Source organism: Pyxidicoccus xibeiensis, from assembly GCF_024198175.1.
GTDB classification, from domain to species: domain Bacteria; phylum Myxococcota; class Myxococcia; order Myxococcales; family Myxococcaceae; genus Myxococcus; species Myxococcus xibeiensis.
Genome location: NZ_JAJVKV010000003.1, coordinates 53,153 through 78,868 on the forward strand (window position 1 = coordinate 53,153; position 25,716 = coordinate 78,868).

The 25,716-nt window shown below is 72.4% G+C and carries 16 protein-coding genes; 6 read left to right on the forward strand and 10 right to left on the reverse strand.

The annotated features are described in order from the left end of the window. Nucleotides 1-6: 6 nt before the first annotated feature. Nucleotides 7-1,014 (reverse strand): glycosyltransferase family 2 protein, encoded by a 1,008-nt coding sequence (locus tag LXT23_RS12940; RefSeq protein WP_253980473.1) that lies wholly within the window; start codon nucleotides 1,012-1,014, stop codon nucleotides 7-9. A 3-nt stretch (nucleotides 1,015-1,017) separates the two neighbouring features. Beyond that, nucleotides 1,018-2,379, reverse strand: a complete 1,362-nt coding sequence (locus LXT23_RS12945; protein ID WP_253980474.1) for a DUF2142 domain-containing protein — start codon at nucleotides 2,377-2,379, stop codon at nucleotides 1,018-1,020. Between the two features lie 291 nt (nucleotides 2,380-2,670). Here LXT23_RS12945 and LXT23_RS12950 point away from each other — a divergent pair, with 291 nt between their 5' ends. Further along, nucleotides 2,671-4,116 carry a DUF2142 domain-containing protein gene (locus LXT23_RS12950; protein ID WP_253980475.1) on the forward strand — a complete coding sequence of 482 codons (1,446 nt, stop codon included), beginning with the start codon at nucleotides 2,671-2,673 and terminating at the stop codon, nucleotides 4,114-4,116. Between the two features lie 114 nt (nucleotides 4,117-4,230). Here the strand turns inward: LXT23_RS12950 and LXT23_RS12955 are convergent, their stop codons facing one another. The 3 genes from LXT23_RS12955 to LXT23_RS12965 form a co-directional block, all read right to left on the reverse strand. Further along, a complete protein-coding gene (locus LXT23_RS12955; RefSeq protein ID WP_253980476.1) occupies nucleotides 4,231-7,827 on the reverse strand; it encodes a class I SAM-dependent methyltransferase in 3,597 nt (1,198 codons plus the stop codon). A 142-nt stretch (nucleotides 7,828-7,969) separates the two neighbouring features. After that, a complete protein-coding gene (locus LXT23_RS12960) occupies nucleotides 7,970-10,237 on the reverse strand; it encodes a glycosyltransferase family 2 protein (RefSeq protein WP_253980477.1) in 2,268 nt (755 codons plus the stop codon). A 5-nt stretch (nucleotides 10,238-10,242) separates the two neighbouring features. Beyond that, a complete protein-coding gene (locus tag LXT23_RS12965; RefSeq protein WP_253980478.1) occupies nucleotides 10,243-12,474 on the reverse strand; it encodes a glycosyltransferase family 2 protein in 2,232 nt (743 codons plus the stop codon). Nucleotides 12,475-12,870: 396 nt separating this feature from the next. Between LXT23_RS12965 and LXT23_RS12970 the strand changes: the two genes are divergently transcribed. Then, on the forward strand, nucleotides 12,871-13,179 hold the full coding sequence (locus LXT23_RS12970; RefSeq protein WP_253980479.1) for a hypothetical protein: 309 nt from the start codon (nucleotides 12,871-12,873) through the stop codon (nucleotides 13,177-13,179). Between the two features lie 114 nt (nucleotides 13,180-13,293). On the opposite strand, the gene LXT23_RS12975 is transcribed toward LXT23_RS12970, so the two are convergent. After that, on the reverse strand, nucleotides 13,294-13,734 hold the full coding sequence (locus LXT23_RS12975; RefSeq protein WP_253980480.1) for a 2TM domain-containing protein: 441 nt from the start codon (nucleotides 13,732-13,734) through the stop codon (nucleotides 13,294-13,296). Nucleotides 13,735-13,894: 160 nt separating this feature from the next. Here LXT23_RS12975 and LXT23_RS12980 point away from each other — a divergent pair, with 160 nt between their 5' ends. The 3 genes from LXT23_RS12980 (at nucleotide 13,895) to LXT23_RS12990 (ending at nucleotide 16,847) form a co-directional block, all read left to right on the forward strand. After that, nucleotides 13,895-15,673, forward strand: a complete 1,779-nt coding sequence (locus tag LXT23_RS12980; protein ID WP_253980481.1) for a serine/threonine-protein kinase — start codon at nucleotides 13,895-13,897, stop codon at nucleotides 15,671-15,673. 392 nt (nucleotides 15,674-16,065) lie between these two features. Then, the gene (locus tag LXT23_RS12985; protein WP_253980482.1) at nucleotides 16,066-16,656 is read left to right on the forward strand and encodes a TetR/AcrR family transcriptional regulator; all 591 of its coding nucleotides are present in this window, start codon (nucleotides 16,066-16,068) and stop codon (nucleotides 16,654-16,656) included. Then, the gene (locus tag LXT23_RS12990) at nucleotides 16,653-16,847 is read left to right on the forward strand and encodes a hypothetical protein (protein ID WP_253980483.1); all 195 of its coding nucleotides are present in this window, start codon (nucleotides 16,653-16,655) and stop codon (nucleotides 16,845-16,847) included. The genes LXT23_RS12985 and LXT23_RS12990 overlap by 4 nt, the downstream gene beginning before the upstream one ends. A gap of 356 nt (nucleotides 16,848-17,203) precedes the next feature. On the opposite strand, the gene LXT23_RS12995 is transcribed toward LXT23_RS12990, so the two are convergent. After that, nucleotides 17,204-18,166, reverse strand: a complete 963-nt coding sequence (locus tag LXT23_RS12995) for an alpha/beta fold hydrolase (protein ID WP_253980484.1) — start codon at nucleotides 18,164-18,166, stop codon at nucleotides 17,204-17,206. A 91-nt stretch (nucleotides 18,167-18,257) separates the two neighbouring features. Next, nucleotides 18,258-19,250, reverse strand: a complete 993-nt coding sequence (locus LXT23_RS13000) for an alpha/beta fold hydrolase (RefSeq protein WP_253980485.1) — start codon at nucleotides 19,248-19,250, stop codon at nucleotides 18,258-18,260. 91 nt (nucleotides 19,251-19,341) lie between these two features. On the opposite strand from LXT23_RS13000, the gene LXT23_RS13005 reads away from it, so the two are divergent. Then, nucleotides 19,342-20,256: a helix-turn-helix domain-containing protein gene (locus LXT23_RS13005; protein ID WP_253980486.1), complete on the forward strand. Its 915-nt coding sequence runs from the start codon at nucleotides 19,342-19,344 to the stop codon at nucleotides 20,254-20,256. A gap of 34 nt (nucleotides 20,257-20,290) precedes the next feature. Here the strand turns inward: LXT23_RS13005 and LXT23_RS13010 are convergent, their stop codons facing one another. After that, entirely contained in the window at nucleotides 20,291-22,354 is a 2,064-nt protein-coding gene (locus LXT23_RS13010) for an alpha-amylase family glycosyl hydrolase (RefSeq protein WP_253980487.1), read from the reverse strand. A gap of 138 nt (nucleotides 22,355-22,492) precedes the next feature. Continuing rightward, on the reverse strand, nucleotides 22,493-25,531 hold the full coding sequence (locus LXT23_RS13015) for a serine/threonine-protein kinase (protein WP_253980488.1): 3,039 nt from the start codon (nucleotides 25,529-25,531) through the stop codon (nucleotides 22,493-22,495). Nucleotides 25,532-25,716: the final 185 nt, after the last annotated feature.

Consider the following 25,716-nt stretch of genomic DNA (forward strand, 5'->3'; position numbering starts at 1 on the left):
GGCGGCTCAGGCGTTGAAGATCATGTCGCGCAGCGAGATGCGGTGGTTGCGCAGCAGGCGCCAGAACTCGGCGGGAGACAGCCTGCGGGGAGGGCGGCTCCGGCGAAGATGGGCCGGGCTGGCGCGCAGGGCCTCCCAGTGGCCCTGGACGAAGGCCTTGAACAGCGCCCAGCGCGGGTTCCCGTCCGCCGCCTGGCCCTTGCCCCGCCCGTTGAAGAACGCCCAGGCCATCAGCCCATGGCGGTAGAGGCTCCAGGCCGGCACCAGGGCGAGCATCGGCGCGGGGAAGTTGCGAAGCGTGAGCAGGTAGTGGTTGCGCTCCACCAGCCGCAGCTTCCAGGGAGAGTAGGTGCTGCTCGAGGCCGAGTACTTGTGGAAGACCACGGCCCGCGGCGCGGAGACGGCCCCATACCCGGCCCAGCGGCAGCGCAGCCCCAGGTCCGAGTCCTCGCAGTACGCGAAGAAGTCCTCCGCGAAGAGGCCCACCTCGTCCAGCATCGCCTTGCGGTAGAGCGCGGCGCAGCCGCTGGGCAGCAGCACCTCCTCCAGCGCGTCGTACTGCCCCGTGTCCTGCTCGCCGCGCCCGCGCCCCTGGGCGATTCCATCCGCGCACATCACCAGCCCGCCCACCGAGTCGATGAGCGCGCGGTCGAAGAAGTTGAGGATCTTCGGCGCCACCATCCCGGCCTTCGGGTGACTCTCGGCGGCGCGCACCAGCTCCTCGAGGAAGCGCGGCTCCGCCTCGGTGTCGTTGTTGAGCAGCACGATGTGGGTGCCCCGCGCCACGGCGATGCCGATGTTGTTGCCCCGGGCGAAGCCGGTGTTCTCCTGCAGGGGGATGAAGTGCGCCTCGGGCATGAGCTCCCGGGCGCGAGCCAGCGAGCCGTCCACCGAGCCGTTGTCGACGAAGATGACCTCGAAGTCCCGGTACGTCTGGCGGGCCAGCGAGCCGAGACAGTCAGCGAGCAGCTTCTCGCCGTTGAAGTTCACGATGATGACGGAGACGGTGGGCATGACTCAGGCGTAGTAACGAGCGAGCGTCCGGAGGATGGCTGACACGTCGAGGACGAGGAGCGTGGGCACCAGCAGCCATGCCGCGTCAAGCGGCGAGCGCAGCGCGTGGGAGAGCCAGCGCAGGCCCAGCACCCACGCCACTGCATGGAGCGGGAAGAGCGGGAGCAGGTAGCGCCCCTGGATGAATGGCATGCCCGTCTTCCGCATCACGACGAGCTCCAGCGCATGGAGGGCGACCATCAACCCCGCCGTGCCGCCGAGCCCCAGGAGGACGACGCCCCGCTCCTTCGCGGTCGCCCTGCCCCAGCCCAGGGCCAGGCCCGCCGCCCCCAGCGCCAGCAGGTACATCAACACCTTGAAGTACCCGGCTCGCACATAGGTATCCACCCAGCCCCAGACCATCCAGTACATCTGGACCCAGAGCCACTGGAAGCGCGGCAGGTCCAACACGTAGCGCTCCACGTACTCCCGAACCGACAGCGCCATCACCGGAGCGGAGAGGACGGCGCCGGTGGACGCCGGCCAGAGGAGCGTCCATGCCACCGCCACCACCACCGCCGGGGCGAACGTGAGGCCCGCCAGGGCCCAGGAGCGACGCTGCCGCGGGCCCAGCGCGGCCCCACAGACGACGAAGAAGACCGGGAGGCACAAGACGAACGTGGCCTTCGACAGCACGCCCACCAGCGCGAACAGCGACGCGGCCAGCAGCGCGCGACCGGGGGGAACGGCCGGCCGGGAAGCGCTGGAGAGGGCCGCGAGCACACAGGCACTGCACGCGAAGAGGCACGCGTCGTTGTTCACCACGGCGGACATGAAGCCAATCATCGGCTGGGTGGCCCCGAGCAGCGCGAGCAGCACCCCGTCCCAGACCCGGCCAAAGAACGAGACGCCCAGCACGAACAGGCCGAGCGCCGTGACACAGGCCCAGAGCACCGACACCATCCGGCTGGCAAACAGCCGCTGCATCAGCGAAGCCTCGGAGGAGACCGCGTAGCCCACGGCGGCGCTCGCGTAGTAGGCGGGTGGGTACGTCGCGGCAGGCCCGCACCCCGTGGTTGCCCGCGCCGCCCGGTCACCCACTGGCAGCACCGGCAGCTGCTCCACGGACGGCACGGCCCGCGGGGGGTTGATGGCCCCCTCCAGCACGCCGCGAATCAACGTGTGGGCCTCCGCGCTGTGGGGCGCGCAGTAGATGTCGGGGACGGGGAGCGTCCCCTCCTCCCCCAGGCGCTGCACGTAGTTGAAGTGCGCGGGCTCGTCCGGGCCATGGAACGGAGGGATGAGCCCGGCCAGGAGCGTCCCTCGCACGAGGACGACGCCCACCACCAGCGCCGCGGCAAGCCACTTTGCCTTTCCCTCTTCCACTGCGAATGCTCCCGTCAGGCGCCTCCCCTTATGTCAGGCCCCCTGCAATGTCGAGCGAGCCCCGGCCCCTGACCGGAACACGCCGCCAGCCGCCTGGCCGCCAGCCTGTGGTTGCCTTTACCCTCCCCAGGGAAACGCGTAGAAGGCGCGTTGGACTTTCAATGGGCACGCATGCCTCCCCAGGACGTCTGAGGCCTGCCGCCACCCGGCGGGAGCTCGCCACGGCCGGAGCCATGCACGAAACCCACGCAGCCTGAGGGCCCCGAGGGGCTACCCTCACCTACCTCGACCATGCTTCCGTCCCCGCTTCCGTCATCCAGTCCCGCGCTGCCGTCCGCGCCCCCCGCCCCACTGCCGCCCCCCGCCGCGCGCTCCTCCGCGCGCGCGCCCGTCCTCTTCTTCGTCGCGGTGGCGTCCCTGGTGGGGCTCGTGACGACGTTCCTCACCCCGCCCTTCCAGGTGCCGGACGAGCCGGTGCACTACTACCGTGCGTTCCACATCTCCGAGGGCCACCTCGTCGCGGAGAAGGTGGGCAACGATGCGGAGTCCGTCGGCGGCATGCTGCCTCGCAGCATGATTGAGACGGTGGACATCACCATGCGCGACATCCCCTTCAACGCGCATGTGAAGGTGGACCGGGAGCGGATGCGCAAGGCCCTGGACCTGCCGCTGGCGCCCGGCGACCGCGTCCCGTACGGCTTCGCGGCCGCGTCCGTCTACTTCCCGCTCGTCTATTTCCCGCAGGCCCTGGGGATGCTGCCCGCGCGCCTGTTCGAGCCCGCGCCCGTGGTGTTGTTGTGGGCCGGGCGGCTCGGAAACCTGCTGGCGTCCGTGGTCCTCATCGCCCTCGCGCTGAGGCTGCTGCCCTTCCATCGGTGGACCTTCGCCCTGCTGGCGCTCACCCCCATGGTGCTCTTCCAGCGCACCTCCGTCTCCGGAGACCCGCTCACCTTCAGCGCCTGCGTGCTGCTGATGGCCGTCGCCTTCCACCTCACCTTCGTCCACCGGGAACGGCTGCGTCCGGCCCAGCTGGGCCTGTTGCTGGGGTGCGCCGTGTTCGTGGCGCTCTGCAAGCAGGCGTACCTCCCCCTGACGCTGCTGTTCCTGCTGCTGCCCGTGGCCCGGCTGGGCTCCCTGCGCCGCTATGCGATGGCGCTGGCGGTCGTCGTCGCGGTGCCCACGCTGCTCCAGCTGGCCTGGTCCGCCACGGCCAAGGCCGCGTACCGCCCGGGGGCGGTCTCCGCGCAGATTGCCTTCGTCCTCCAGAACCCCTTCAAGGTACTGGGCTACCTCGTGACGAGCTTCTGGGCGGACCTCCCCCGGCTGTCTCGCGAGTCCATCGGCAAGTTCGGGTGGCTCGACACCCCGCTGCCGGATGCGGGGCTGGTGGCGCTGGTCATCCTCGTCCTCGCCGTGGCCCTGCTGGACGGCCCCACGGAGGAGCGCGTGGGCTGGCGGGTGCGCCTGCTGTCGCTGGCCATCGCGCTGGGGGGCTTCCTGCTCGTGCACGCCATGCTCTATGTCGCCTGGACGCCCGTGGCAGCCGAGCAGGTGCAGGGCGTGCAGGGCCGCTACCTGCTGCCCTTCTTCCCGCTCCTCGTCGTGGCCATCGCCCCAAGCCTCCGGATGTCCCGGACCCCGGCCTGGCTCAAGCCAGCGCTCGCCGTCGTCTTCGGGGGTCTCTCCGTGGGCCTGACGCTCACCGTCCTGTACCAGCGCTACTACGGCGCGGTGTGAGCCCGCCCGCGGTGGAGCGGGCGCGGGGAAGGCACCGCCAGCGGCGGCACGCCTCCTGAGGGCCCGGGCCCTGGAACACGCCGCGGGGCGCTGGCGCCCCGCGGCAGCGGTGCCTCAGCCGGTGGCGAGCTCGCGCGCGGTCGGCGCCACCACACCGGCGAGCAGCCCGCGCAGCTCCGCGCCCTGCGCCACGTAGTCGCGCACGGCCTCCCGCTTCGGGTTGCGGTAGTGGGCGAGCCGCTCCGGGTGGGCCAGCAGCTCGCGCACCGCGCGGCGGAAGCCCTCCACGTCGCTCATCTCCACGACGTTGCCATTCACGCCCTCCACGATGGCCTCCACCACGCCGCCGGCCGCGGTGGTGATGACCCAGACATCCCGGGCGAGCGCCTCGCGCACCGACAGGCCGAAGCTCTCCTTGCACTGCGAGGGCAACAGCAGCACGTCGACGCCATCGAAGAAGTCGTCCATCCGCTCCTGGTCATACGGCGGGACGACCTCGACGCGGCCCTTCAGCTTCCAGTCCTTCGCGTCGATGGAGGTCCGGCCCATGCGCAGCATGATGTCGGTCATCTTGAGGACGTAGTTGTCCTCGGGCAGCGTCTCGAAGACGTCCTTGAGCCAGGAGTAGCCCTTGTGCACCGCGTTCCCGCCCAGGTACGCGAAGCGCACCGGCGCCCCCTCGGGCCGGGGCGCGCGCGGGCGCTCGGGCAGCAGCACCCCGTTCGTGTTGACCACGATGCGCTCCGGCGCCACGCCGTTGGCGATGTAGAGCTGGCGCTGGAACTCGCTCGGGGCGAACAGCAGGGCCGCGCCATCCAGCACCTTGCGCAGGGCGAAGGTGCGCTTGAAGGTGAAGCGCAGGTCCGGCACGCACTTGGAGCACACGCGCAGGTCGATGGTCTTCTGGTGGCAGGCCTGGTTGTCGCCGCGGACCATGAACTGCCGCTCGCACAGCCACCACGCGTCGTGCACGGTGATGGTGTAGGGGATTCGCTCCGCGACACACGCGGAGGCCATCGACGCGCTCAGCATCTGGATGGAGTGGAAGTGCACCACGTCCGGCCGCGCGGCCTTGAGCGCCTGGGCGAAGAGCTCCGCCATCTTCGGGTTCTCGTAGTCCTGCGCGCGGTCCCCTCCCCGCGGCAGCTGCGCCGCGATGACGGGCAGCCCCTGCGTCTCGTAGCGCACCACGCTGTACGGCTCCAGCGGCGAGTCCATGATGCCGGTGAAGACGGTGACGTCACAGCCCTCGGCCTGGAGCCGGTGGGCCAACTGCTCCGCGACGATGGTGGCGCCACCGAAGCTCAGCGGCGCGAAGAGGACGTTCACCTCCATCACCTTGAGGCGCGGCGGGGCCGGCGCCGGCAGGTGCCGCACGACGGGCATCAGCCGCTCGGTCGCCACCACCGCGGGGTCATAGCGCGCCATGACGGCCCGGTGGGCCTCTTCGCCCATCCGCTCGCGCAGCCCCGCATCCTCCACCAGCGCCGACAGCGCCGCCTCCCACTCCGCGGCAGTGGTGGCAATCATCCCGTTGCGGCCGTGCTCGACGATTTCCCGGAAGGGCCCCGAGCCGGAACACACCGTGGGCACCCGGAAGACGGAGGCCTCGATGAACTTGATGTTGCTCTTGGCGTCGTTGAAGACGGTGTGCTCCAGCGGCGCGATGCTGATCTGCCATGACGCCAGCGCGCGCAGGTAGTCGTCCGCCTCCAGGAAGGGGATGCGGAACACGCGGCTGGCGACGCGCTCGAAGCCCTCCGGCAGCTCCAGGTAGCCATGGATGGCGAGCCGCACGTGCGCGTGGCGCTCCATGACCTTCAGGATGGCGTCCGCCGCCATGGCGAAGTCGGCGTCGTGCGTCCGGGTGCCGCTGCCATAGCCGATGGTGACCGTGTGCGTGTCCACGCCCACGGGACGCCGCTCCAGCTCCGCGGCCAGGGCGAGGATGCCCTGGTCCAGGCAGTTCTCGACGACGTAGACCTTGCCCGGGACGACCTGGGCCATGCGCTCGGCGATGGTGGGCGTGCTCGCGATGGCGTGCTCGCAGAGGCTGAGCGCCTTGCGGTAGAGGCGTGCGCCGTCCAGCAGCAGGTCGCGCTCCTGGTCCGGCAGGCGCTGCACGTTGGTGTTCCGCCGGTACTCGTCCACGTCGAAGATGAGGTCGTCGACGTCGAAGAAGGTGTGGAGCCCCAGCCGCTTCGCCTCGCCAATCATCTCCTCGACCGCGGGGAAGGCCGGCACGCGGTAGAAGATGACCAGGCCGTGGAACTGCAGCGCCGTCTTGCAGTCGGCGTGGTCGTTCCACCGCAGGACGGTGACCTCGTAGCCCAGCCGGTGGAGCATCTCCACCTTCTGGTCCACGCGGTAGCGCTTGCACTGGGGCAGCGACAGCTCTGCGATGATGAGGATGCGCCGCCCGAAGCTCGCCCGGGAGCGCTCCGTCAGGGGCGCCGACCAGGGCAGGCGCGGGTCGGGAGCGCGAACGGCCTGGGCCTGCGACTGGGCCGGGACGGTGAGGGTCTCGGTGGGCGCCTGGGCCGGGACGGCGCGCGCGCGGCGCCAGCCCTGCTTCGGCAGCTTCACCAGGCCGGAGCCCACCTTCTGCAGGGTGCGCTTGCCCAGCTGGTAGTAGTGGCCGCGCTTCGTGCCTGGCGGCAGCACGCGCTCACGCATGGCCCAGTAGCGGTTGACGAGCTTCCAGCCCAGGCTGCCGGAGATATGGGCGAGCTCGTCGCGCTGGCGGGCCAGCTCCTTGTCCAGGTGGGCCACGTGTGCGTCGCGCTGGTCCAGCTCCGAGCGGAGCACGCGCTGGGCGGCCTCGGCCCGCTCCAGGCCCGCCTCACGCTCGCGCAGCATCAGCGCGTCCGCCTGCGCCCGCCGCGAGGCCGCGGCCAGCTCCTCCTGCAGCGCGGCGACATCACGGCTGGCCTCCGCGTGGCGTGTGGCCACGGCCACGCGCTCCCGCTCCAGCCGGGCCACCTCCGCGTCCAGCAGCTCGCAGCGCACGCGCAGCGACATCCGAGAGCCCAGCTCGGCGAAGAGGGAGCGGAAGCGGGCCGCGTCCTCCACGGACAGCTCCGCCATGGCGCGCACGCCCTCGGGCGGCTCGGCGCCCACCGCGAGCACGCCCAGGCCGTGGCCGTGCTCGAACTCGAAGGACGGGTAGCGGCCGCGCAGCTCCTCCCACAGCCGCCAGACGCCGAAGTTCCGCTCGCGGACCTGGGTGTCGTGGAAGAGGATGACGCCGGTGCGGCTCAGCTTGGGCAGCCACTGCTCGAAGTCCGCCTTGACCTGCTCGTACTCGTGGCAGCCATCGATGTGCAGCAGGTCGATGGAGCCGTCCTCGAAGCTCGAGAGGGCCTCCACGAACGTCATCTGCATCAGCCGGGAGAAGCCGCCATACCGCGGGTCATGGTGTGCGCGCAGGTCCGCCAGCACCTCGGGGCCGTAGGCGCCCGCGTGCACGTCGCCCGTCCACGTGTCCACCGCATGGCAGCGCGTGTCGAGCTTCAGCTCGGACACGGCCTGGCAGAAGGCGCAGTAGGACACCCCCGAGTGCGCCCCGAGCTCCACGAGGACCCGTGGCCGCACGAGGTCGATGATGAACATCCCGAAGGGGACGTGCTCGACCCACGCGGAGGAGGCCAGCAGCCGCCTGGGCGTGGACAGACAAAGAGGATGGTCCAGCGGATTGAGCAGTTGATGCATGGTCGATGTTCGTCGAAGGGTGCGAGCAGCCCGGCCGGAGGCTGCCACGGCCGCTTCTCCATGGCATCTGGCGTGGGGAGCGTCAAGGTGGTGGCTCCCCTCCTGGGCAGGGAGTGGAGTCACCCTCCACTCCCCTGGCCGCTCAGGGGGGCATCGTGCGGCGGGGCGGCATCGTACGAGGAGGCCAGGCGAGCCGCAGGTCCTCCCAGTCCAGCGCGTGGTTCGGGCTGTGGAAAGGGTCGGCCCGCAGCGCGTCGCCCCAGCGCGTCCGGAGCCAGGAGGCCGCGGCGGCCCGCGAGTCCCCGGCTTCGCTCCCGGCCGCGTGCGCGCGCCAGGTCAGCTCCGCGTACGGCGTCCACACGGTGCGCAGGCCTCGCTCCCGCAGCCGCAGGCACAGGTCCACGTCGCGCCACGCGTCCGGCAGGTGCTCGGCGTCGAAACCTCCCGCCGCCTCGAACACGGCGCGGCGCACCGCCAAGCAGGCCGCGCTCACCGCGGAGAACTGCTGGATGACCGTCGCCCGCCCGACGTGGCCGGGCGCCGCGCGAACCAGCCCCCGGTGCGGGTGGCCCGCGATGCCCTCGGCGCCCATCCCCAGCACCAGCCCCGCGTGCTCCACGGTGCCGTCCGGTGCGCAGAGCTTCGCGCCCACCGCCCCCACCTCCGGCCGCAGCGCGTGGGCCACCAGCTCCGCGAGCCAGCCGGGCGCGTGGGGCTCCAGGCGCGCATCCAGGAAGACGAGCACGTCGCCACGCGCCTTGCGCGCGGCCTGGTTGGAGGCGGCGGAGGCCCCCCCGGCGGCACCCGACGCGGCGAGCCACTCCACCTCCGGGTAGTCCGTCGCCCGGCCCAGCGCTTCGCGGAGGGCCTCGGGGTCCTCGCCCGCGGGTGCGTGGAGGATGACACTGACGGAGGGCGGCGGGGACGGCAGCGGGTAGCGCACGCGGTGCAGGGCGGCGGCACCGCCCGGCTCGATGCGCGCGCCGCTCGCGGTGCGGTCCAGGTGCTCCTGCAGGGCGCGGCGCGCGGCGGTGCTGGCGTAGTCCTTCTCCCCCACGTCGAGCGCCGTGGAGCCGGGAATGGCGCGCCAGTGGTACAGCACGCGCGGCACGTGGCGGATGCGCTCCGGCGTGGTGCGCTCCACCACGCGCAGGGCCAGGTCGTAGTCCTGGCTGCCCTCGAAGCCCAGGCGGAAGCCCCCAATCTCACGCAGGCGCGCGGTGCGGTACACGCCCAGGTGGCTGATGAGGTTCTGTGAGCGGAACAGGTCCAGGTTCCACTCCGGCTTGAAGTACGGGTCGTAGCGGCGGCCCTGGCCGTCCAGCTTGTCCTCGTCGCTGAAGACGATGTCCGCGTCCGGGTGCGCGTTGAGCTCCTCCACCACGCGGACCAGCGCGTCCTCCGGCAGCTCGTCGTCATGGTCCAGCAGGGCGACGAACTCGCCCCGGGCCAGCTCCAGCGCGGAGTTGGAGGCCGCGGAGATGTGCCCGTTGGTGGCCCGGACGGTGAAGCGGATGCGCGCGTCCCGCGCCGCATACTCCTCCAGCACCCGGCGCACCTCGGGACGCGGGGACGCGTCGTCCGCGATGCACAGCTCCCAGTGCGGGTAGAGCTGGGCCCGCACCGAGTCGAGCGCCCGGCGCAGCCACACCTCGGGCGTGTCGTAGGTGGGCATCACCACGGACACGAGCGGCTTGAAGGGCAGCGCGTCCACCGTGCGGCGCAGCTCCTCGCGGTCCGTGTCGGTGAGCGTCCCGTACTGGCGTATCCAGTCCTCGTAGCTCTCCAGCGACAGCAGGCCGCGGGACTTCTCGCCGAGCACCCCGTCCAGGCCGCGCAGCCCGCCCGCACGCAGGGTGCCGAGGTAGCGGCGCGCCACCTGGGGAATGCGCTCCGGCTCGCGCAGCAGGCGCAGGGCCAGCGGCCACGCCATGCGCAGCGTCGCCTCCGCCTGCCCCAGCTCCACCGCGCGCGCGTCCGCCAGGTGGAAGCGCGTGCGCCGGTTCACCGGCCCCAGCCGCAGCGCGCGCGCCGCTTCCGGCAGGCGCACGAGCGCGCGCACCCGGCCACCGCTCGCCTCGGGAAGGCGGATGCTCACCGCCGCCCCCTCCCCGCCCGCGTCCACCAGCAGCACGGGGGAGGCGGCGTCCGCGGACTCCGTCTCCAGCGTGAGGGACAGCTCCGTCCAGCCCGAGGGCAGCGCCCCGGCCTCCGGCCTCAGCTCCAGCACGGCGTCGGGCCCGTCCGCCTCCCAGCCGTAGCGCCCGCCCTCCACCCGCGACGTGCCCTGGCCCGGCACCGCGGCCAGGCCCACCTGCCGACGCACCAGCCCCCGACGCATCTGGCGCAATGGCCCCTTCGCCACGCGGGACCACACCCGCCGCACCTTGCCGCCTTCCTGCTCCGCCATTCGCCTCAGCCCCTCCGCGGCACGTCGCCGCCGCGTCCATCGGCCCCGAAGTGGGGATTGCAGAAGGGGTCACCCCGCCCCGCGCTCAGCAACGGCCCCACCCGTGCGCGCAGCTTCTCGGAGTCCGCCGCCACCCACGCGGCTGGCGCCCCCTCCGTGCTCACCAGCCGTGCATGGGGCGTGTACACCACTCGCAGCCCCCCGCCCACCGCGCGAAGGCACAGGTCCACCGCGCAGGCCTCCGCCGACCCGAGCGCCTCGTCCATGCCCCCGAGCCCCTCCAGCACCTCGCGCCGGCTCATGGCACAGGCGCCCGACACGGCGAGCAGCTCGCGAGGCCAGTGTGAGCCACCGAACGCGGCCAGCGCCGGGTCCGGCAGCCCGGAGAAGAGGCGCACCACGCTTCCGTCCGCCGCCACGCCCAGGCCCGCGTGCACCACCTCCCCCGCCGGCGTCACGAGGCGGGCGCCCACCACGCCCACGTCCGGGCGCAGCGCCTGCGAGGCCAGCTCTGACAGCCAGCCCCGCTCCGTGGGCACCGTGCCCGCGTCCAGGCGCAGCACCAGCGCGCCGCGCGCCTCCCGCAGCAGGCGGTTGGCCACGGCCCCCGGCGTCAGCCCTTCGGGAAGTGCCACGCGCCGCACGCGCGAGTCGCCCCCGGCGCCGGGCGTGCCCGCCGTGCCGCCCGGCCACGGCAGCAGGACCTCCAGCTCCACGTCGTCCGAGGTGTCCAGCAGCGCCGCCAGCTCGGGCGCGGGCGCCCCTTCACCGAGCGCGAGCAGCACGGACACGCGCGGCCTTGGCGGCAGCGGATGGCAGATGCGGTAGAGGCCGGGCGCGTGCGTCTCGACCTCGCCGGCCTCGCCCAGCCTCGCGAGGTGCTCGGCCACCGCGCGGCGGCCGGCCTCGGAGGCCGCGGGCTTGGCGCTGGCGTCCGTGGCGGTGGAGCCCGGCAGCGTGCGCCAGTGGTAGAGCACCTGGGGGATGTGGACGAAGCGCCGCGTCCGCTCCAGCAGGCGCAGCACCAGGTCGTGGTCCTGCGCGCCCTCGAAGCCGGGGCGGATGCCGCCCACCTCGCGCACCAGGGACGCGCGCACCACGAGGAAGTGGCAGACGTAGTTCACCGCCCGCAGCAGCTCGGGTGACAGCGCCGGCTTCAGGTAGGGCGCGAAGCGCCGCCCCTCCCCGTCCACCTTGTCCTCGTCCGAGTAGAGGACGTCCGTGTCCGGCGCGGCCTCCAGCCGCAGCGCCACCTCGGCGAGCGCGTGCGGCGCCAGCAGGTCGTCGTGGTCGAGGAAGCCGATGAAGTCCCCCGTGGCCAGCGCCAGCGCGGCATTGGTCGCACGGGCAATGCCCTGGTTCGCGGAGAGCCGGGTGAAGCGGATGCGCGGGTCCTCCTCGGCGAGCCGCCGGACGGTGGCCTCCACCCCGGCGGAGCGCGAGCCGTCATCCACGATGCACAGCTCCCAGTGCGGATATACCTGCGCCCGCACGGAGTCGATGCATGCCCGCAGCACGGGGCCCGGCGTCTCCCAGGCGGGCGTGACGAGGCTGAACCGGGGCCGCCGCTCCAGCCGCTCCACCGCGGCGGCGGCGGCAGGGACTTCGCGCGCCTCCTGCTCGCGACACCACCGCGCATGCACCTCCGGCGCGGGCAGGGCCAGGACGGGCCGGGCCACGCCCAGCAGGTGGCGCAGCCTCAGGACACAGGCGTGGTTGAAGGCCACCTGCCGCCGCCACACCTCGCGCCACAGTGGCAGCAGCGCGCGCGGTGCCCGGACGTCCGCCAGCACGTCACAGCGCGCCTCCAGTGCGTCCAGCCTCGCTCGCGCGCCGTCCGTGCGCAGCGGCCAGGACGGGCCGGACAGCAGCTCGACGACTGCGAGGTTCCAGGCGCGCTGGGCGCGCACCCACGGCTCCCGCAGCCACCGGGCCACGTCGCGCCCGGAGGCTCGAAGCACGGCCGGGTCCGCCAGCGGCGCCAGCTCCGCGCGGACCCGGGCCGGCAGCCGCGGCCCTGGCGCCTGCAGCAGCTCCGCGAGCAGCGCATCGAACTGCGCCTGACGGGCCAGCAGCGCATGCTGCACCGGCCCGAGTCCCGCCACCGCCAGCCGCTTGAGCCGGGTGATGGCGCCGCCCCAGCGCGCGCGATGGGACGGGGGCACGTCGAAGCCCATCACGTCCGCGAGCGCGGCCAGCGGCACGGGGGCAGGACCACCATCGATGGGACTCGCCATGGCGCGGTCAGGGCTCGCGGCGCACGAAGGCATCCGGCGGCGGTCCGGCGGGAGGGGCCTGCAGCAAGCTCCCCCGCGCCAACCGGTCGCCGGGCGAAGACGGAACCTGGACGCTCGAACAGGGCATTCCCATCGACTCTACACCTCGCCTCCCGGGGAGGCCCTCCATAACGGGGGAGCAGACCCGGCATCCAGCGCCGCGAGCACGGCGGCCCCGTCCGGAGACCTCCGGCGAGAGTCCCGCCGGACGGCCGAGCGCGGTTTCCGTTGGACTTCCAGCCAGTTACGCCTCCCGGACCTCATGCCTGGCGGATGCAGGCGAGCGCGGCGCGGGCGGAAGGTCCCATTGCGGCGCGCGAGGCCCGGCATGACCGTAGTGGGACGGAGAATTCCACCATGGCCGAGCGCGACAGGAAGCAGGCAGGCATCCAGGACCCGCAGGACTACTACCGCAGCGGGGCGGGCCCCCGGCACCAGGCGCAGGAGAAGGACGGCCAGCGGCGGGCCGGGACGCGGACTCCCGCGCCAGGAGAGGACCGGCAGCAGGAGCTGCACCCGCACACCATCGACCCGACGGAGCGCACGCCGGGCGCCATCCTGGACGAGTTGCCCGATGGTGACGGCCCGCGCAGCGATGCCGGCACCAACCCCCTGCCCGACGTCTACTGGGCGGCCTACCCCGGCCAGAAGCCCGACGAGGAGTGAGCGCCTGCGACAGCGTCATGGCACGTAGACGGACACGGGGATTCGCGCGGGTCGGCAGCAGCCAGGCCCCCGCGCTGCCACCGGGTCAGCCCGGTCCGCATCGGGGAGGTCGCTTCATGAACCTGGCGGAGTGCCCGGCTTTCCATCAGGCGGCGCATCCTTGTTGAGGACGTTGAGCAGCGCGGCCTTGGCGTGGAAGGCCAGCCCCATCCCCCAGCCGATGGCAGGCCACTGCACCCACCAGCCCGGACCGCCGAGCAGGTCCATGATGGTGAGCCCGCCCATGACGATGGTGTAGCTGAGGCCGTGCGTCGCGAAGTCGATGATGGCCTTGCGCACCCGCTGCCGGTCCTCCTGCTTCCGGGCGCGGGCGGCGAGCGCGGCCTCCACTGCGGCCTCGCTCAGCCCCATCTCCCGGGCCATCGCGTGCACGTCCTCGCGGGTGAGCGGCCGCTCCGCGTCCCCCGCCAGCGAGCGCGTGGTGGCCTCGCGGATGATGTCCGCCGCCTCTTCCTGCGAGAAGCGCGTGGGAGGTTGCTGCCGGGTGTCCGCCATGGTCCACGGAAGCTAGGACGGACCGCCGGCCGCGTCGATATGCCGGAAGTCACACCGCGGCGCTCCGCGTCGAACGGGAGCGCGCGGCCATGGCGCTCACCGTTACCCTGCTTTCGCCGCCATTCGCGAAAAGCGGAGCGCTCGACTACGCTCCCACCTCGTGACGCCCTACACGATGCTGCACCTGGCGCTCGCCGGAGCGTGTCTCGTGCTCGCGCTGGTGCACTTCGCGACCTGGGCCGCGGTGCGCTCCCAGCGCGTCCAGCTCTGGCTGGCGTCGAGCTTCCTGGCGTTCGCGGTGCTCAGCATCACCTCGGGGCTCACCAGCCGCGAGGCCAGCGCGGTGTTCGCCGACACGCGGCCCTGGCTGCTCTTCGGCGCCCTCACGTCAGTCCTCCTCCCCTACCCCCTCCTGCGCGTCGCGTGGTCGCTGCTGGACGTGCCGCTCACGCCCTGGCGGCGGGTGATGCTGGGCGTCACCCTCTCGCTCGGCGTGGTGCGGGTGGTCGACGTCTCCAGGGCCGTGCTCACGCTGCCGGTGAGCGGGATGACCTCGGAGGAGCTCGTCCGCGCGACGGGCCTGAGCCTCCCGCTGTTCTGGCTGCTGGCCACGTGCGTGGCCGGCACGTGGGCATTCGAGTCGACGCGGCTGCTGAAGCGCCGGGGAGCGATGGCGGCGGCCGTGTTCGTCGCGTCGCTCTGCGCGCTCGCGCTCCTGGGCCGGGAGCTCGCCATCGACGTCGGCTGGAGCACGGGGCCTCCGCTCTTCGCGCTCGTGGGGATTCCATTCCTCCTGCTCGCCTCCACCGCGCTCGCCATCCTCACCGCGCGCTCGCTGCGGGGCGCGGACCTGGGGACGGGCATCCACCGCTACCGCCGGCTCGTCCGGCTCGGGCGCGGAGGCATGGGCGAGGTGTGGCTCGCGGTGAGGACGGGCCGCGCGGGGTTCCATCGGCTCGTCGTCCTCAAGCGGATGCTGGACGAGGGCGGCGGCGAGGACCCCGCCGTGCGGCTCCACCGCTTCATCGGAGAGGCCCGCACCGCCGCGCGCCTCCACCATCCGCACATCGTGTCCGTCTATGACCTCGGGCAGGTGGACGGCGGGTGGTTCATCGTCATGGAGTACCTGAGCGGCGTGAATGTGCTCGAGCTCGTCCGGCGCGGCCGGAAGGGCGGCACGCTGCCGCTCGAGGTCGTCGTCGAAATCTGTCAGCAGGCGCTGCGTGGGCTGGCCTACGCACACGAGCGCGGCGTGGTTCATCGCGACATCAGCGCGGACAACCTCGTCGTGTCGTTCGACGGCGTGGTGAAGATTGTCGACTTCGGCATCGCCCATGGCTCCAGCGAGGAGCAGGAGCGCGTCTCGGCGACGGTGACGGTGCCCTCGGTGACGCGGCTCACGGAGGTCGGCGGCATCATCGGGAAGCTCGCGTACATGCCGCCCGAGCGCCGCGAGGGTGCCGCGGCCACCGCGTCCGGCGACCTCTTCGCCTTCGGCTGCGTCCTCCACGAGCTGCTGTTCGGCGGCCTCCCCGGTGCTTCCTCGGGGGCGCCCCGGCTGCCGGACCTGGAGCGCCCCGACGCGCCCGCCGCGTATCGCATGCTCCGGGACGTGGTCGACGTCGCGCTCCGCCCGCTGCCGGAGCAACGCTTCACGGACGCCTGGGCCTTCCAGCGCGCGCTGGAGCCCATCCGGCACACCCTTCCGGCGGTCGACCTCGCCCGCTGGCTGAGGGAGAACTTCGAGGAGCGCTGGCTGCGCGAGCGGGCCCTCTCGGAGCTCGGCGACCCCACGCCCACCGAAGTGGAGGCGCTGCTCACACGGCAGCTGCCCGCGCCTCCCAGCGGAGACCCGGAGGCCACGCGGCTCGTCGGACCGCGAGCCGCGCCAGCCGTCGGGGAGCAGGAGGCAACGACCCTCCTCCAGCGCCCCCGCTGAGGTCCGGCAGGCGCGCATCGAGCCTCCGGCCTCCGGGCCTGTACGTCCGGCCTACTTCTTCTTCTCTTCCTTCTCCTTCTTCTTCTTCTGCTTCTCCTTCGTCGTCAGCTTCGGCTTGTTGTCCTTCTTCGCCTTCTCTTGACCCTTGGGCACGGTGCGGCTCCTTGCGCTCGACAGCGGAGGACCCCACCCTACCGCGCTCGACGGGAACGGCAACGTGCTCGCGCAGGACGCCGGGCAGGTCGTGGAGGGTACGCTCCCGGCGAGAGATGCCCGGAACGCGCCCACACACCACGGGCGGCGTTCCGCGCGGAGAAGCCCGAGGCCCTCGACCTGGTGGGCCTCGAGGGTGCACTCGACGTGCGTCCCAATTTCACATCAGTCGTTATCACATGAAAGCGACGCGCCCCTATCGGATGACCGCGCGGGCGGACGCCGCGGCCGAGACGGGCCGTCGCATCCTTGCCGCGGCTTCCGAGTTGTTCCTCACCCAGGACTACGAGGACGTGACGCTGCAGGCAGTGGCCGACCGCGCGGAGGTGACGCTCCAGACGGTGCTGCGCCGCTTCTCCTCGAAGGAGGGGCTGGTGAGCGAGGTCGCGGAGGTGATGGGGCCGCGAATCGCGCGAGCGCGCGCGGTGACGACGCCGGGGGACGTCGCGGAGGCCGTGCGCAACCTCGTCGGCAGCTATGAGGAGATGGGCCTGATGAACTGGCGGATGCTGCGCCAGGAGCACCGGATTCCCGTCCTTCGCGAGCTGCTCGTGGGAGCGCGTGCGATGCACCGCGCCTGGGTCGAGGAAGCCTTCGCCCCGCTGCTGCCACGACGCGGGGCCGAGCGGGAGCGGCGCGTGCTGCGACTCTTCGCGGCGGACGACTTCTACCAGTGGAAGCTGTTCCGCATCGACCTGGCGCTCTCCCGCGCCGAGACGGAGCGGCTCATCCAGGACCCGGTGGCAGCGCTCGTGAAGGAGGGGACATGAGGCGTTTCCTGTTCGTGATGATGGACGCCGGAGGCAACGTGCCGCCGCAGCTCGGCATCGTCCGCCGCCTCGCCGCGCGCGGCCATGCGGTGCGGGTGCTCGCGGACCGGGTGCTGCGGCTGGAGCGCGCGAGCGACCTCGCCGTCGAGGAGCTGGAGTCGCTCGCGGGGTCGACGGCGGCTGCGGCCTGACGGGGAGCCGCTCCCGCTCGATGCTGGCACGCCCGGACGGCCTGTCGGCCGGGCACAGCCGTTGGCGGGCGATGCTCCGCCCGCCAACGCTGCTTCGACTCAGCCCGCCTCGTCGATGTAGACGGTGCAGCTGCGGGGACCGCCACGAAGCTTGGTCTTGATCTTCATTGGGTGCTCCTGGTGTGAGGACTGCGTGAGCTCTCCAGCACGCGAGGGAACCCTTCCCGCGCGCGAGGAGTGCGGCAGTAGAGAAGAACAGGCTCTGTCGCCGCCAAAGCAACGCCGACACAAGTGTCACTCATCAAACGCCGCAATGCGTTGGCCCTCCGCGCCATCCGCGTGAGGACGCTCCGGGCCTACGGCGTCGGCGACGCACCTGGCGTGGTGGACGCTCCGGCGTGGGAGGCGGGGACCGCCGACTGCGCGGCACGCTCCGGCGCGAGGTGCTCGAGCAGCAGCGCCGCGACGGCCTCGGGCGCCTCCAGCGGCGCGAAGTGGCCCACGTCGGGCAGGTAGCGCACCTCGCACGGCCCCAGGAAATAGCGCTCCAGGCCGCGCGCGAGGTGGCGACCCAGCGCGATGTCGCGCTCCGCCCAGACCAGGCGGAAGGGAGCGCGGATGGGCGGAGGCGGGGAGAAGATGCGCTTCAGGGCACGCGGGGCGAGCCGGCCACGCACGGCGCAGCGGTAGTAGGCGAGCGCGGCGCGAGCAGCCGCCGGCCTCGCGAAGTTGGCCGCGTAGGGAGCGAGCTTCTCCGGCGGCACGCGCTCCGGATGCACCATGGCGGCGCGGATGGCGTGCGGCACCCACCGCCCCCCGCGCGAGGTGAGCAGGCGCTCGGGCAGCCAGGGCAGTTGGAAGAAGCCCACGTAGCTGCTGCGCAGGAGTTGGTCCGGCCGCCAGACGCGCCGCGACATCACCGCGGGGTGCGGCGCGTTCACCACCGCGAGCCGGTCCACCCGCTCCGGGTGGTGCATCGCCAGGTGATAGGCGATGACGCCACCCCAGTCATGCCCCACCACGTGCACGCGCTCACCCGGGCGCAGGCGCTCGGCGAGCCGCACCACGTCGTCGGTGAGGGTGTCCAGGTCATAGCCGTCGTCCGGAATGTCCGAGCCGCCGTAGCCGCGCAGGTCGGGCGCCACGCAGCGCAGCCCCGCGGAGGCCAGCACGGTCATCACCTCGCGCCAGCTCTCCGCGAGCTCGGGGAAGCCGTGCAGCAGCAGGACGAGCGGGCCGCGCGAGGGCCCCGCTTCCAACAGGTGCAGGCGCAGGGAGGGCAGCTCCAGGAAGCGCGAGGTGACGTGCGTGGGGGCCATGCGCGAGGGTAGGGCTCACCCAGGCGCCGTGGGAGGGCCCCGGCGCCCCCGCACGGCGCCCGGGCAGGCAAGCGAGGGCGCCACGGCGGCCCTAACCCACGCCCCACAGCCGTCGCGCCTCCTCGGCGATGACGTCCGGACGCTCCTCCGGCCAGAACAGCTTGCTGCCCTCCAGCCGCCGCACGCCGCGCGAGTTCCCGAAGGCCCGGTCGAGGTAGCCAGGGCTGTCCGGCGAGAAGAGGGTATCCCCCGTGCCCCAGACAATCCGCGCCGGCACCTTGCAGCGCGCGAGCGCCGGAGCGATGCCCTCCAGCGGATTGCGCTCGAGCGCGGCGGCATAGGCATGCGCCAGGGCCTTGCCGCGGGGCGAGCCCACCAGCGGTGCGAAGTAATACTCGATGGCCTCGTCGGTCGGATGCGCCGGGTCCGCGTAGCACATCCCTCCGATGCCCTGCGCCGAGCGCGCGAGGGCCTTGTCCGCACGCCAGGGCACGAGCCACTCGTCCACCCACTTCCCGGCCTTCGCCAGCTCGATGACGGGCATCAGCGCGGGCGGAGGGCTGTCGTGCTCCTCGTCGCAGTTCGTCAGCAGCAGCGTGCGGACGCGCTCGGGATGCCGGGTGACCAGGAGCTGGGCAACCGCGCCACCGCTGTCGTTCGCGACCAGGTCGACCGTCCGTATCGAGAGGGTGTCCAGCAGCGCCACGAGCATGGCCACCTGGGCGTCGGGCGCGACGCTCTGCCCGTCGGCGACCTCCGTGTAGCCCATGCTTAGGAAGTCGGGCGCGACGCACCGGCGGTGGGGGGACAGGCGCTCCAGCGCGCCCCGCCACTGGAAGCTGTTGAGGGGGAAGCCATGCAGGAAGAGCGCGGCGTCCCCGGCGCCCCGCTCGACGTAGGCGATTCTGCCGAAGTCCGTCCGGGCGAACCTTCGCTCCGCACGGAAGGCCGCGGCATCCAGCGGGCTGACAGTGCCCGCGCCTCGCGGTGACGTGCCGCCGCCCGCCACGCGGGACGTGCACCCGGCGAGCGCGCCAGCCATCAGCGCACCGGCCGTCAACTCCATGAACTCCCTGCGACGCATGCTGCCTCCCTGGAAGGGTTCACCCGTTCGATGGGCGGCATTCATGGACGCGTGAGGGCCTGGAAGCTACGACCTCGGGAGTCATGACTTCATGACCTCCGAGGTCATAGCGCCCATGTCGCGAGGCCGTATCATGCCGGGGATGGACTCCTCCGCCTCCCGCTCGCCGCGTCCCGCTGCTGCCGCCGCGCACGTGGGAGAGCTGCTCCGGGAATGGCGCGCGACGCGGCGCCTGAGCCAGCTCGACCTGGCGCTGACGGCGGGGCTGTCGGCCCGCCACCTCAGCTGCGTCGAGACAGGAAAGGCGCAGCCCAGCCGCGAGCTGATTGCGCGGCTCGCCGATGCGCTCGAAGTGCCGCTGCGCGAGCGCAATGCGCTGCTCGTGGCCGCGGGGTATGCGCCGAAGTACCCGGAGACGGGGCTGGGCACCCCGCAGCTGGCGCAGGTCCGCCGCGCCATCGAGGCCACCCTCGCCCACCAGGAGCCCTATCCAGCGTTCCTCCTCAACCGGCACTGGGACGTGCTGATGGCCAACGGCGCCGCGGCCCGGGTCAACCGCTTCCTCCTGGGCGGCAGGGCCAGCGCCCACGGGAACATGCTGCGGCAGCTCTTCGACCCGAAGGACCTGCGGCCGGCCCTGGCGAACTGGGAGGAGGTGGCCGGGGACCTCATCCGCCACCTCCACAACGCGGTGGCGGCGGCCCCCACGGATGACACCGCCCGCGCCCTGCTCGACGAGGTGCTCGCCTATCCCGGCGTGCCCACCCGCTGGCGCACGCGCGAGCTGGGGGCCACGTCCTCACCGCTGCTGACGACGGTGTTCCGCCGGGACGGCCGGGAGCTGCGCTTCTTCTCCACCCTGACGACCTTCGGGACACCGAGGGACGTCACCATCGACGAGCTGCACATCGAGTGCTGCTTCCCGGAGGACGAGGCCACGGCGGAGACGTGCCAGCAACTGGCACGCGAGGACGCGGGCGAGGCCTCCGGCGCCAGGCGCGTGTGAAGCCCACACGCCTGGCGGACCGGGCCGGGCCGGACTACTTGTCGCGCGAGAGGACGACCACGCTGTAGGGACCGAGCTCGCTGAGCGTCCCGCTCGCGGGCAGGCCGTCCTTGCCGCTCCAGCGGCCGCCCACGTCGAAGCTCTTCGCGTTGCCGAAGTCGCCGGAGTAGCCCTGCCAGTCGCTGTTGAAGCGCACCTTCCAGGTGCCGTCCGAGGGCAGGCCCAGCTCGTAGTTGGAGAGCTGCTTCCCACCGAAGTTGACGACGACGATGGTGTCGTCCCCCGGCCCGCCCTTGTCCCAGCGGTGGAAGGCGACGACCTTGTCGTTGTTGTTCACGTGGTGGACGTTGACGTTCTCCCCACGCAGGCCCGCGGTGTTGTCGTTCCAGTTGCGCCGCAGCTTGATGAGGTCGCCATAGGCCTGGTTGATGCCGGCGAAGGTCTGCTTCTTCTGCCAGTCGAGCGGGTCGCCGTCCTGGAAGTGGCCGTCCTCGAGGAACTCCTGCCCCTGGAAGAGCATGGGGATGCCGGGGCTCGTCATGGTGAGCGCCGCGCCGATGAGCGAGCGCTTCTTGGCGTGGTAGCCGCCCGCGTCCCAGCCGCCCACCTCACTGGGCAGGCGCTGCTTGCCATTGGCCACCTCGTCGTGGCTCTCCGTGTAGATGACGCGCTGGGTGGCCTGGCCGTTGTACTTGAAGCCGATGGCCCGGGCGACCGCGTCCATGTCCCGCTCGCTGTCGGAGAAGGCGGTGAGGGCGGCGCGCACCGGGTGCACGAAGTTGCTGTCCCACTGGCTGTCGAAGCCCGCGCCCTGCGGATGGGTGACGCCCGGCTCGTTCCCCAGGTCCTCGGCGATGATGAGCTTCTGGGGGAACTCGCGGTTCACCGCGTCGTTGATTTCCTTGAGGAGCTGCCAGCCCTGCGGGTTGACCTCGCCATTCGCGTTGCGGATCTCCTTGGTGGCGTCCAGCCGCAGGCCGTCCATGTGGTAGTCGCGCAGCCACATCATCGCGTTGTCGCGCAGGTAGTCGCGCACCTCGTGGCGGCCGTAGTCCGGACGGGTGTCGCCCCAGGGCGTGCTGGCGCGCGAGTCCGTGTAGAAGTAGCTGCCGCCCTTGCCGTACGTCTCGCCGTCGAAGTCCCAGTGCGGCACGTCGCTCGGGCCCAGGTGGTTGTAGACGACGTCCATCACCACGCCGATGCCGCGCTTGTGCGCCTCGTCGACGAAGCGCTTCAGGTCATCCGGGCTGCCGTAGGCGCTCTCGGGCGCGTTGAGGAAGGCGGGGTTGTAGCCCCAGCTGAAGTCGGCGGCGAACTCGGCCGAGGGCATCAGCTCGACGACGTTGATGCCCAGGTCCTTCAGGTGGTCCAGCTTGTCGATGGCGCTCTGCCAGTTGCCGGGGCCCCAGCCGGGCGAGTCGTTGAAGGTGCCCACGTGCATCTCGTAGACGACCGCCTCGTTCCACGGCGGCATCTGGAACTCCCAGTCGTGCTTCCACTGGTAGGCCTTGTGGTCGACGATGACCGAGTTGCCCGTGGAGTTGGTGACGTCGTTGGCGCGCGGGTCCCCCTTCCAGCGCCAGTCGCCGTACTTGCCCTGGACGACGTACTGGTACTGCTGGCCATGGTGGGCACCGGCGACGTCGAGCGAGAAGTTGCCGCTCGGCTCGCGCTGCAGCTCCACCGGCTGCCAGTTGCTGAAGTCGCCCGCCACCTGCACGCGCTGGGCATTCGGTGCCCACACCCGGAAGGTGGTGCCTCCGTCATAGGGAACCGCGCCCATGCCGGGGCGGCTGGAGGGCTGGGCCGGTGCCGTGAGCCCGGTCCGCGCCGTCGGGAGGGGGCGGCGGGCTTCCGCCTGGGGCAGCGCCCGTGCAGCGGGGCCCCGATCCGCCGGCGAGGGCTTCTGACGCTGCAGCTCGGCGCTGCGCTGCTGGCGGACATCGTCGAAGAAGTCCTTCACCGGCGCGCGCGGGGGCGTGGCGGTGGCGGCCTTCGCGGGCGCCTGCGGGTCCTTCGCACGCGGCTCCTTCGCGGCCGGGGTGGAGGACGAACTGGAGGTGGAGGGACGGCTCGGCTGATGGATCCGGGATGACATGACTCGGCCGTGGAGGTGGGGGTCCATCCGCAGTATCGCCCGCGGAGGGAGTCGGGTTGCGTCGTGCGGGCTCATTCCTTGTTCCCTGATGAACGACGCCTGCTGTGAAACATGTATTCCCTGTGTATCAAGCCGGTCTTACGGCCTCCGGCCCGCTGTCGCGGCGCGCGGCTCATGCCGCGTCAGCCACTGGCGCACCTCCCCGAGTGAATGCTGGCCGGCCTCTCCCGTGGCCTCCAGCTCCGTGCGGGCCCGGCGGGCCCCGGTGAGCGCCTCCTCACGCCGGCCCTGCACCATCAGGGCGCGGGCCAGCGCGAAGCGCGTCTCCGCCAGGTCCACGGGAGACGTCGGGACGGACTCCAGCAGCTTCAACGCCTGCGCGAAGAGCGTTGCCGCCTCGGCGCCCTGCCCGCGCGCCAGGTGCACCTCCGCCATTCCCTTCAGCGGGCCGCTCGCGCTGGAGACGTGGTCTCTTCCCAGCTCGCGGTAGATGCGCAGGGCGCGCTCGTGATGGGCCCACGCCTCGTCCAGCCGGCCCAGGGCCCGCAGCACCTCCCCCATCTCCGTGAGCGAGTAGGCCACGTCGTCATGCCGCTCGCCGTAGGTCTTCAGCCGCACCGCCAGCGCGCGCTGGTGCCACTCCCAGGCCTCCTTCTGCCGCCCGAGCCGGTGGAGCACGATGCCGATGTTGCAGGTGGCGAACGCGACGCTCGGATGCTCCTTCCCCAGCGCCTTCTCCTTGATGACCAGGGAGCGCTCGAAGAAGCGCAGCGCGTCCTCGTTCTGGTGGCGCAGGAAGGCGAGCACGCCCAGCCCGTTGAGCGTGAGCCCCACCTCCGCGTGCTCCGGCCCCAGCGCCTTCTCGCGGATGGCCAGGGCCCGCTGCAGGTACGGCCGGGACTCCTCCAGGCGCCCCATCTCCGTCAGGGCAATCGCCAGGTGGTTGGCGGAGGCGGCCACGTCCGGATGCTCCGGCCCCAGCACCCGCTCGCGCAGGGACAGGGACTGCTGCTGCAGCGCGAGCGCATTGGGCAGGTCATCCATCTCACGGGCCAGCGTGCCCAGCATGTGCAGCGAGGCGGCCACGTCCGGGTGCTCCGGCCCCAGCAGCTTCTTGCGCAAATCAAGCCCCCGCTGGGACACGTCGCGCGCCTCGGCGAAGCGGGCCTGCCCCCGCAGGACGCCGGACAGGGTGTGGAGCGTCAGGGCCACGTCCACGTGCTCGGAGCCCAGCTCCTGCTCCTGCAGCTCCAGGGCGCGCCGCAGGTGTCGGACGGCCTCCGCCGGCTTCCCCGCGCGCCAGAAGAGGTTGCCCACGTGCATCGACAGCGCCTGCTCCAGCCGGGCCGGCCTGTCGAGCGAGGCCACCACCGCCTCGGCATGGCTCGCGTGGCGCTGGCCGTCCTCGACGCGGCCCTGCTGGACGCCCACCGTGTTGACGAGCTGTATCCACGCCATGGCCACCAGCTCGCGCTGCCGGGAGCGCTCCGCCGCCAGCAGGGCCTCGTGAAGGCGCTTCTCGGCTTCCCGCAAGTCCCCTGCCAGCCCCTTCAGCGTGCCGAGCCACAGCAGGGCCTCCGCCTGCAACGCGGAGCCGGGCGGTGCGCGCTCGGCGGCCTCCCGCGCCAGCTCCGCGCCCTGGGCGTACCGGCCCGCGCTGCGCAGCACCCGGGCCCGCGCCACCTGCGCACGCAGGGCAGAGGGCGCGGCTGCCTCCTCGTCGAGGAGACCGGCTTCGCCCGGGCCACACTGCGTGACGGGGATGAGCGTGCGCACGGACTGCACCGCCATGCGGGCCACCTCCTCGTCTGCCTGCCCGAACAAGTCCCCCAGGGCGCGCAGCTCGTCGCGCCGCCGCTCCAGGCAGAGGCTTCTCTGGCGGTAGCGCTCCTCGGGCTGCTCGGCCCGCACGCGCGTGGCCTCGCAGTTGTCCCGCGTCTGCGACGACCAGGCGCTGGAGTACGCGTTCAACAGCGGCTTCACGCGTGTCCAGGCATCCGCCGCGAAGGGCGTGGAGAGCGCGGCGAAGGCCCGGGCGGCCTCGGCCTGGCGGGCCCCGTCCCACAGGCCCTCCAGGCTCGCGGCCTCGGCGCACGCACGCTGCTCGCGCCCGCTCACGTAGGAGAAGAGGCCGCCCCCGGCGAGCACGGCCAGCGCGACGCCGGCCACGGCGAGCCAGCGCGTGCGCGCGACTCCCAGCTCCGCTTCCAGCGCCTGGAGCAGCGCGTCCATGGAGGGGTGGCGCGCCTGGGACTCCAGGGCGAGCCCGCGCAGCAACGCGCGGCGGACTCCCGCGGGGACCCGCACGTCCCTGGGAGGGGGAAGCGGCTCGCCGAAGCCCTCGTCGAAGGGCCGGCGCCCGAAGAGGGCCTCGTGCAGCGACACACAGAAGGCGAACTGGTCGGAGCGCGCGTCGGCCGGCGCCCCGGCCAGCACCTCCGGGGCCTGATAGCCGCGCGTGCCCGCCACCCCGCTCCGGCGGGGGCCCCGTGCTTCGGGCTCCGCCTCCCGCAGGGCGAGGCCGAAGTCCGTCACCCGCACCCGCCCATCCGTGCCCATCAGGACGTTGTCGGGCTTGAAGTCCCGGTGCACCAGCCCCGAGGCGTGCGCGGCCGCCAGCCCCCGCCCCGCCTGGAGCAGCACCTGGAGCGTGTCGCGCCACGCACGCGGGGCCGCCTTCAGCCAGTCGCGCAGAGTGCCTCCCTCCACGAGCTCCATCGCCAGGAACACCTGGTCCTGGTAGCCGCCGGTGTCGTGCACGGAGACGACGTGCGGGTGGGAGATGCGCGCCAGTGCCTGCGCCTCCTCGAGCAGGCGCTGCTGCCATGCGGGCCCGGTGCCCCGGCCCTCCACGTCCGTGCGCACCAGCTTGAGCGCCACCTTGCGGTCGAGCTTCGGGTCATACGCCGCGTACACCACGCCCATCCCACCCGAGCCCACCGGCTCCAGCACCACGTAGCGCCCCACGCTCGAGCCCCGCATCAACGGGCGGGGCGACACCGGCGTGGCCGACGGGGCTGACGCCTCCGACGCATCCGTCACCGTCGGGCTCCCGGAGGAGGTGTGGCTGCGGCATCGCTCACACGTCTCCCGGTGCGCCGCGAGCTCCCGCTGCTGCTCCGGGGGCAGCGTCCCCATGCGCCAGGCCCTCCAGGTCTCGACGTCCGGGCAGTGCATGTGTCCCTTCCTCCTGAGTCCCACCCCGAAGGCTGACACGGGTGTGTCATCACGTGACAGCCCGGGGAACCCGTGCGCACGGGGTTCTCCACGCAAACTGGCGTAACTCCTGGCATACGCGTTTAACGGGAAGGTCACTTCGGCTGGCATGTCGGTTGCCAAGGCAGCGGGCGTCACACCGTCCC

Excerpts from the sequence above, each read along its gene's own strand:
- LXT23_RS12940 (WP_253980473.1), bottom strand. The coding sequence starts at position 1,014 with ATGCCCACCGTCTCCGTCATCATCGTGAACTTCAACGGCGAGAAGCTG.
- LXT23_RS12950 (WP_253980475.1), top strand. The coding sequence starts at position 2,671 with ATGCTTCCGTCCCCGCTTCCGTCATCCAGTCCCGCGCTGCCGTCCGCG.
- LXT23_RS12955 (WP_253980476.1), bottom strand. The coding sequence starts at position 7,827 with ATGCATCAACTGCTCAATCCGCTGGACCATCCTCTTTGTCTGTCCACG.
- LXT23_RS12960 (WP_253980477.1), bottom strand. The coding sequence starts at position 10,237 with ATGGCGGAGCAGGAAGGCGGCAAGGTGCGGCGGGTGTGGTCCCGCGTG.
- LXT23_RS12965 (WP_253980478.1), bottom strand. The coding sequence starts at position 12,474 with ATGGCGAGTCCCATCGATGGTGGTCCTGCCCCCGTGCCGCTGGCCGCG.
- LXT23_RS12970 (WP_253980479.1), top strand. The coding sequence starts at position 12,871 with ATGGCCGAGCGCGACAGGAAGCAGGCAGGCATCCAGGACCCGCAGGAC.
- LXT23_RS12975 (WP_253980480.1), bottom strand. The coding sequence starts at position 13,734 with ATGGCGGACACCCGGCAGCAACCTCCCACGCGCTTCTCGCAGGAAGAG.
- LXT23_RS12985 (WP_253980482.1), top strand. The coding sequence starts at position 16,066 with ATGAAAGCGACGCGCCCCTATCGGATGACCGCGCGGGCGGACGCCGCG.
- LXT23_RS12990 (WP_253980483.1), top strand. The coding sequence starts at position 16,653 with ATGAGGCGTTTCCTGTTCGTGATGATGGACGCCGGAGGCAACGTGCCG.
- LXT23_RS12995 (WP_253980484.1), bottom strand. The coding sequence starts at position 18,166 with ATGGCCCCCACGCACGTCACCTCGCGCTTCCTGGAGCTGCCCTCCCTG.
- LXT23_RS13000 (WP_253980485.1), bottom strand. The coding sequence starts at position 19,250 with ATGCGTCGCAGGGAGTTCATGGAGTTGACGGCCGGTGCGCTGATGGCT.
- LXT23_RS13005 (WP_253980486.1), top strand. The coding sequence starts at position 19,342 with ATGACCTCCGAGGTCATAGCGCCCATGTCGCGAGGCCGTATCATGCCG.
- LXT23_RS13010 (WP_253980487.1), bottom strand. The coding sequence starts at position 22,354 with ATGTCATCCCGGATCCATCAGCCGAGCCGTCCCTCCACCTCCAGTTCG.
- LXT23_RS13015 (WP_253980488.1), bottom strand. The coding sequence starts at position 25,531 with ATGCACTGCCCGGACGTCGAGACCTGGAGGGCCTGGCGCATGGGGACG.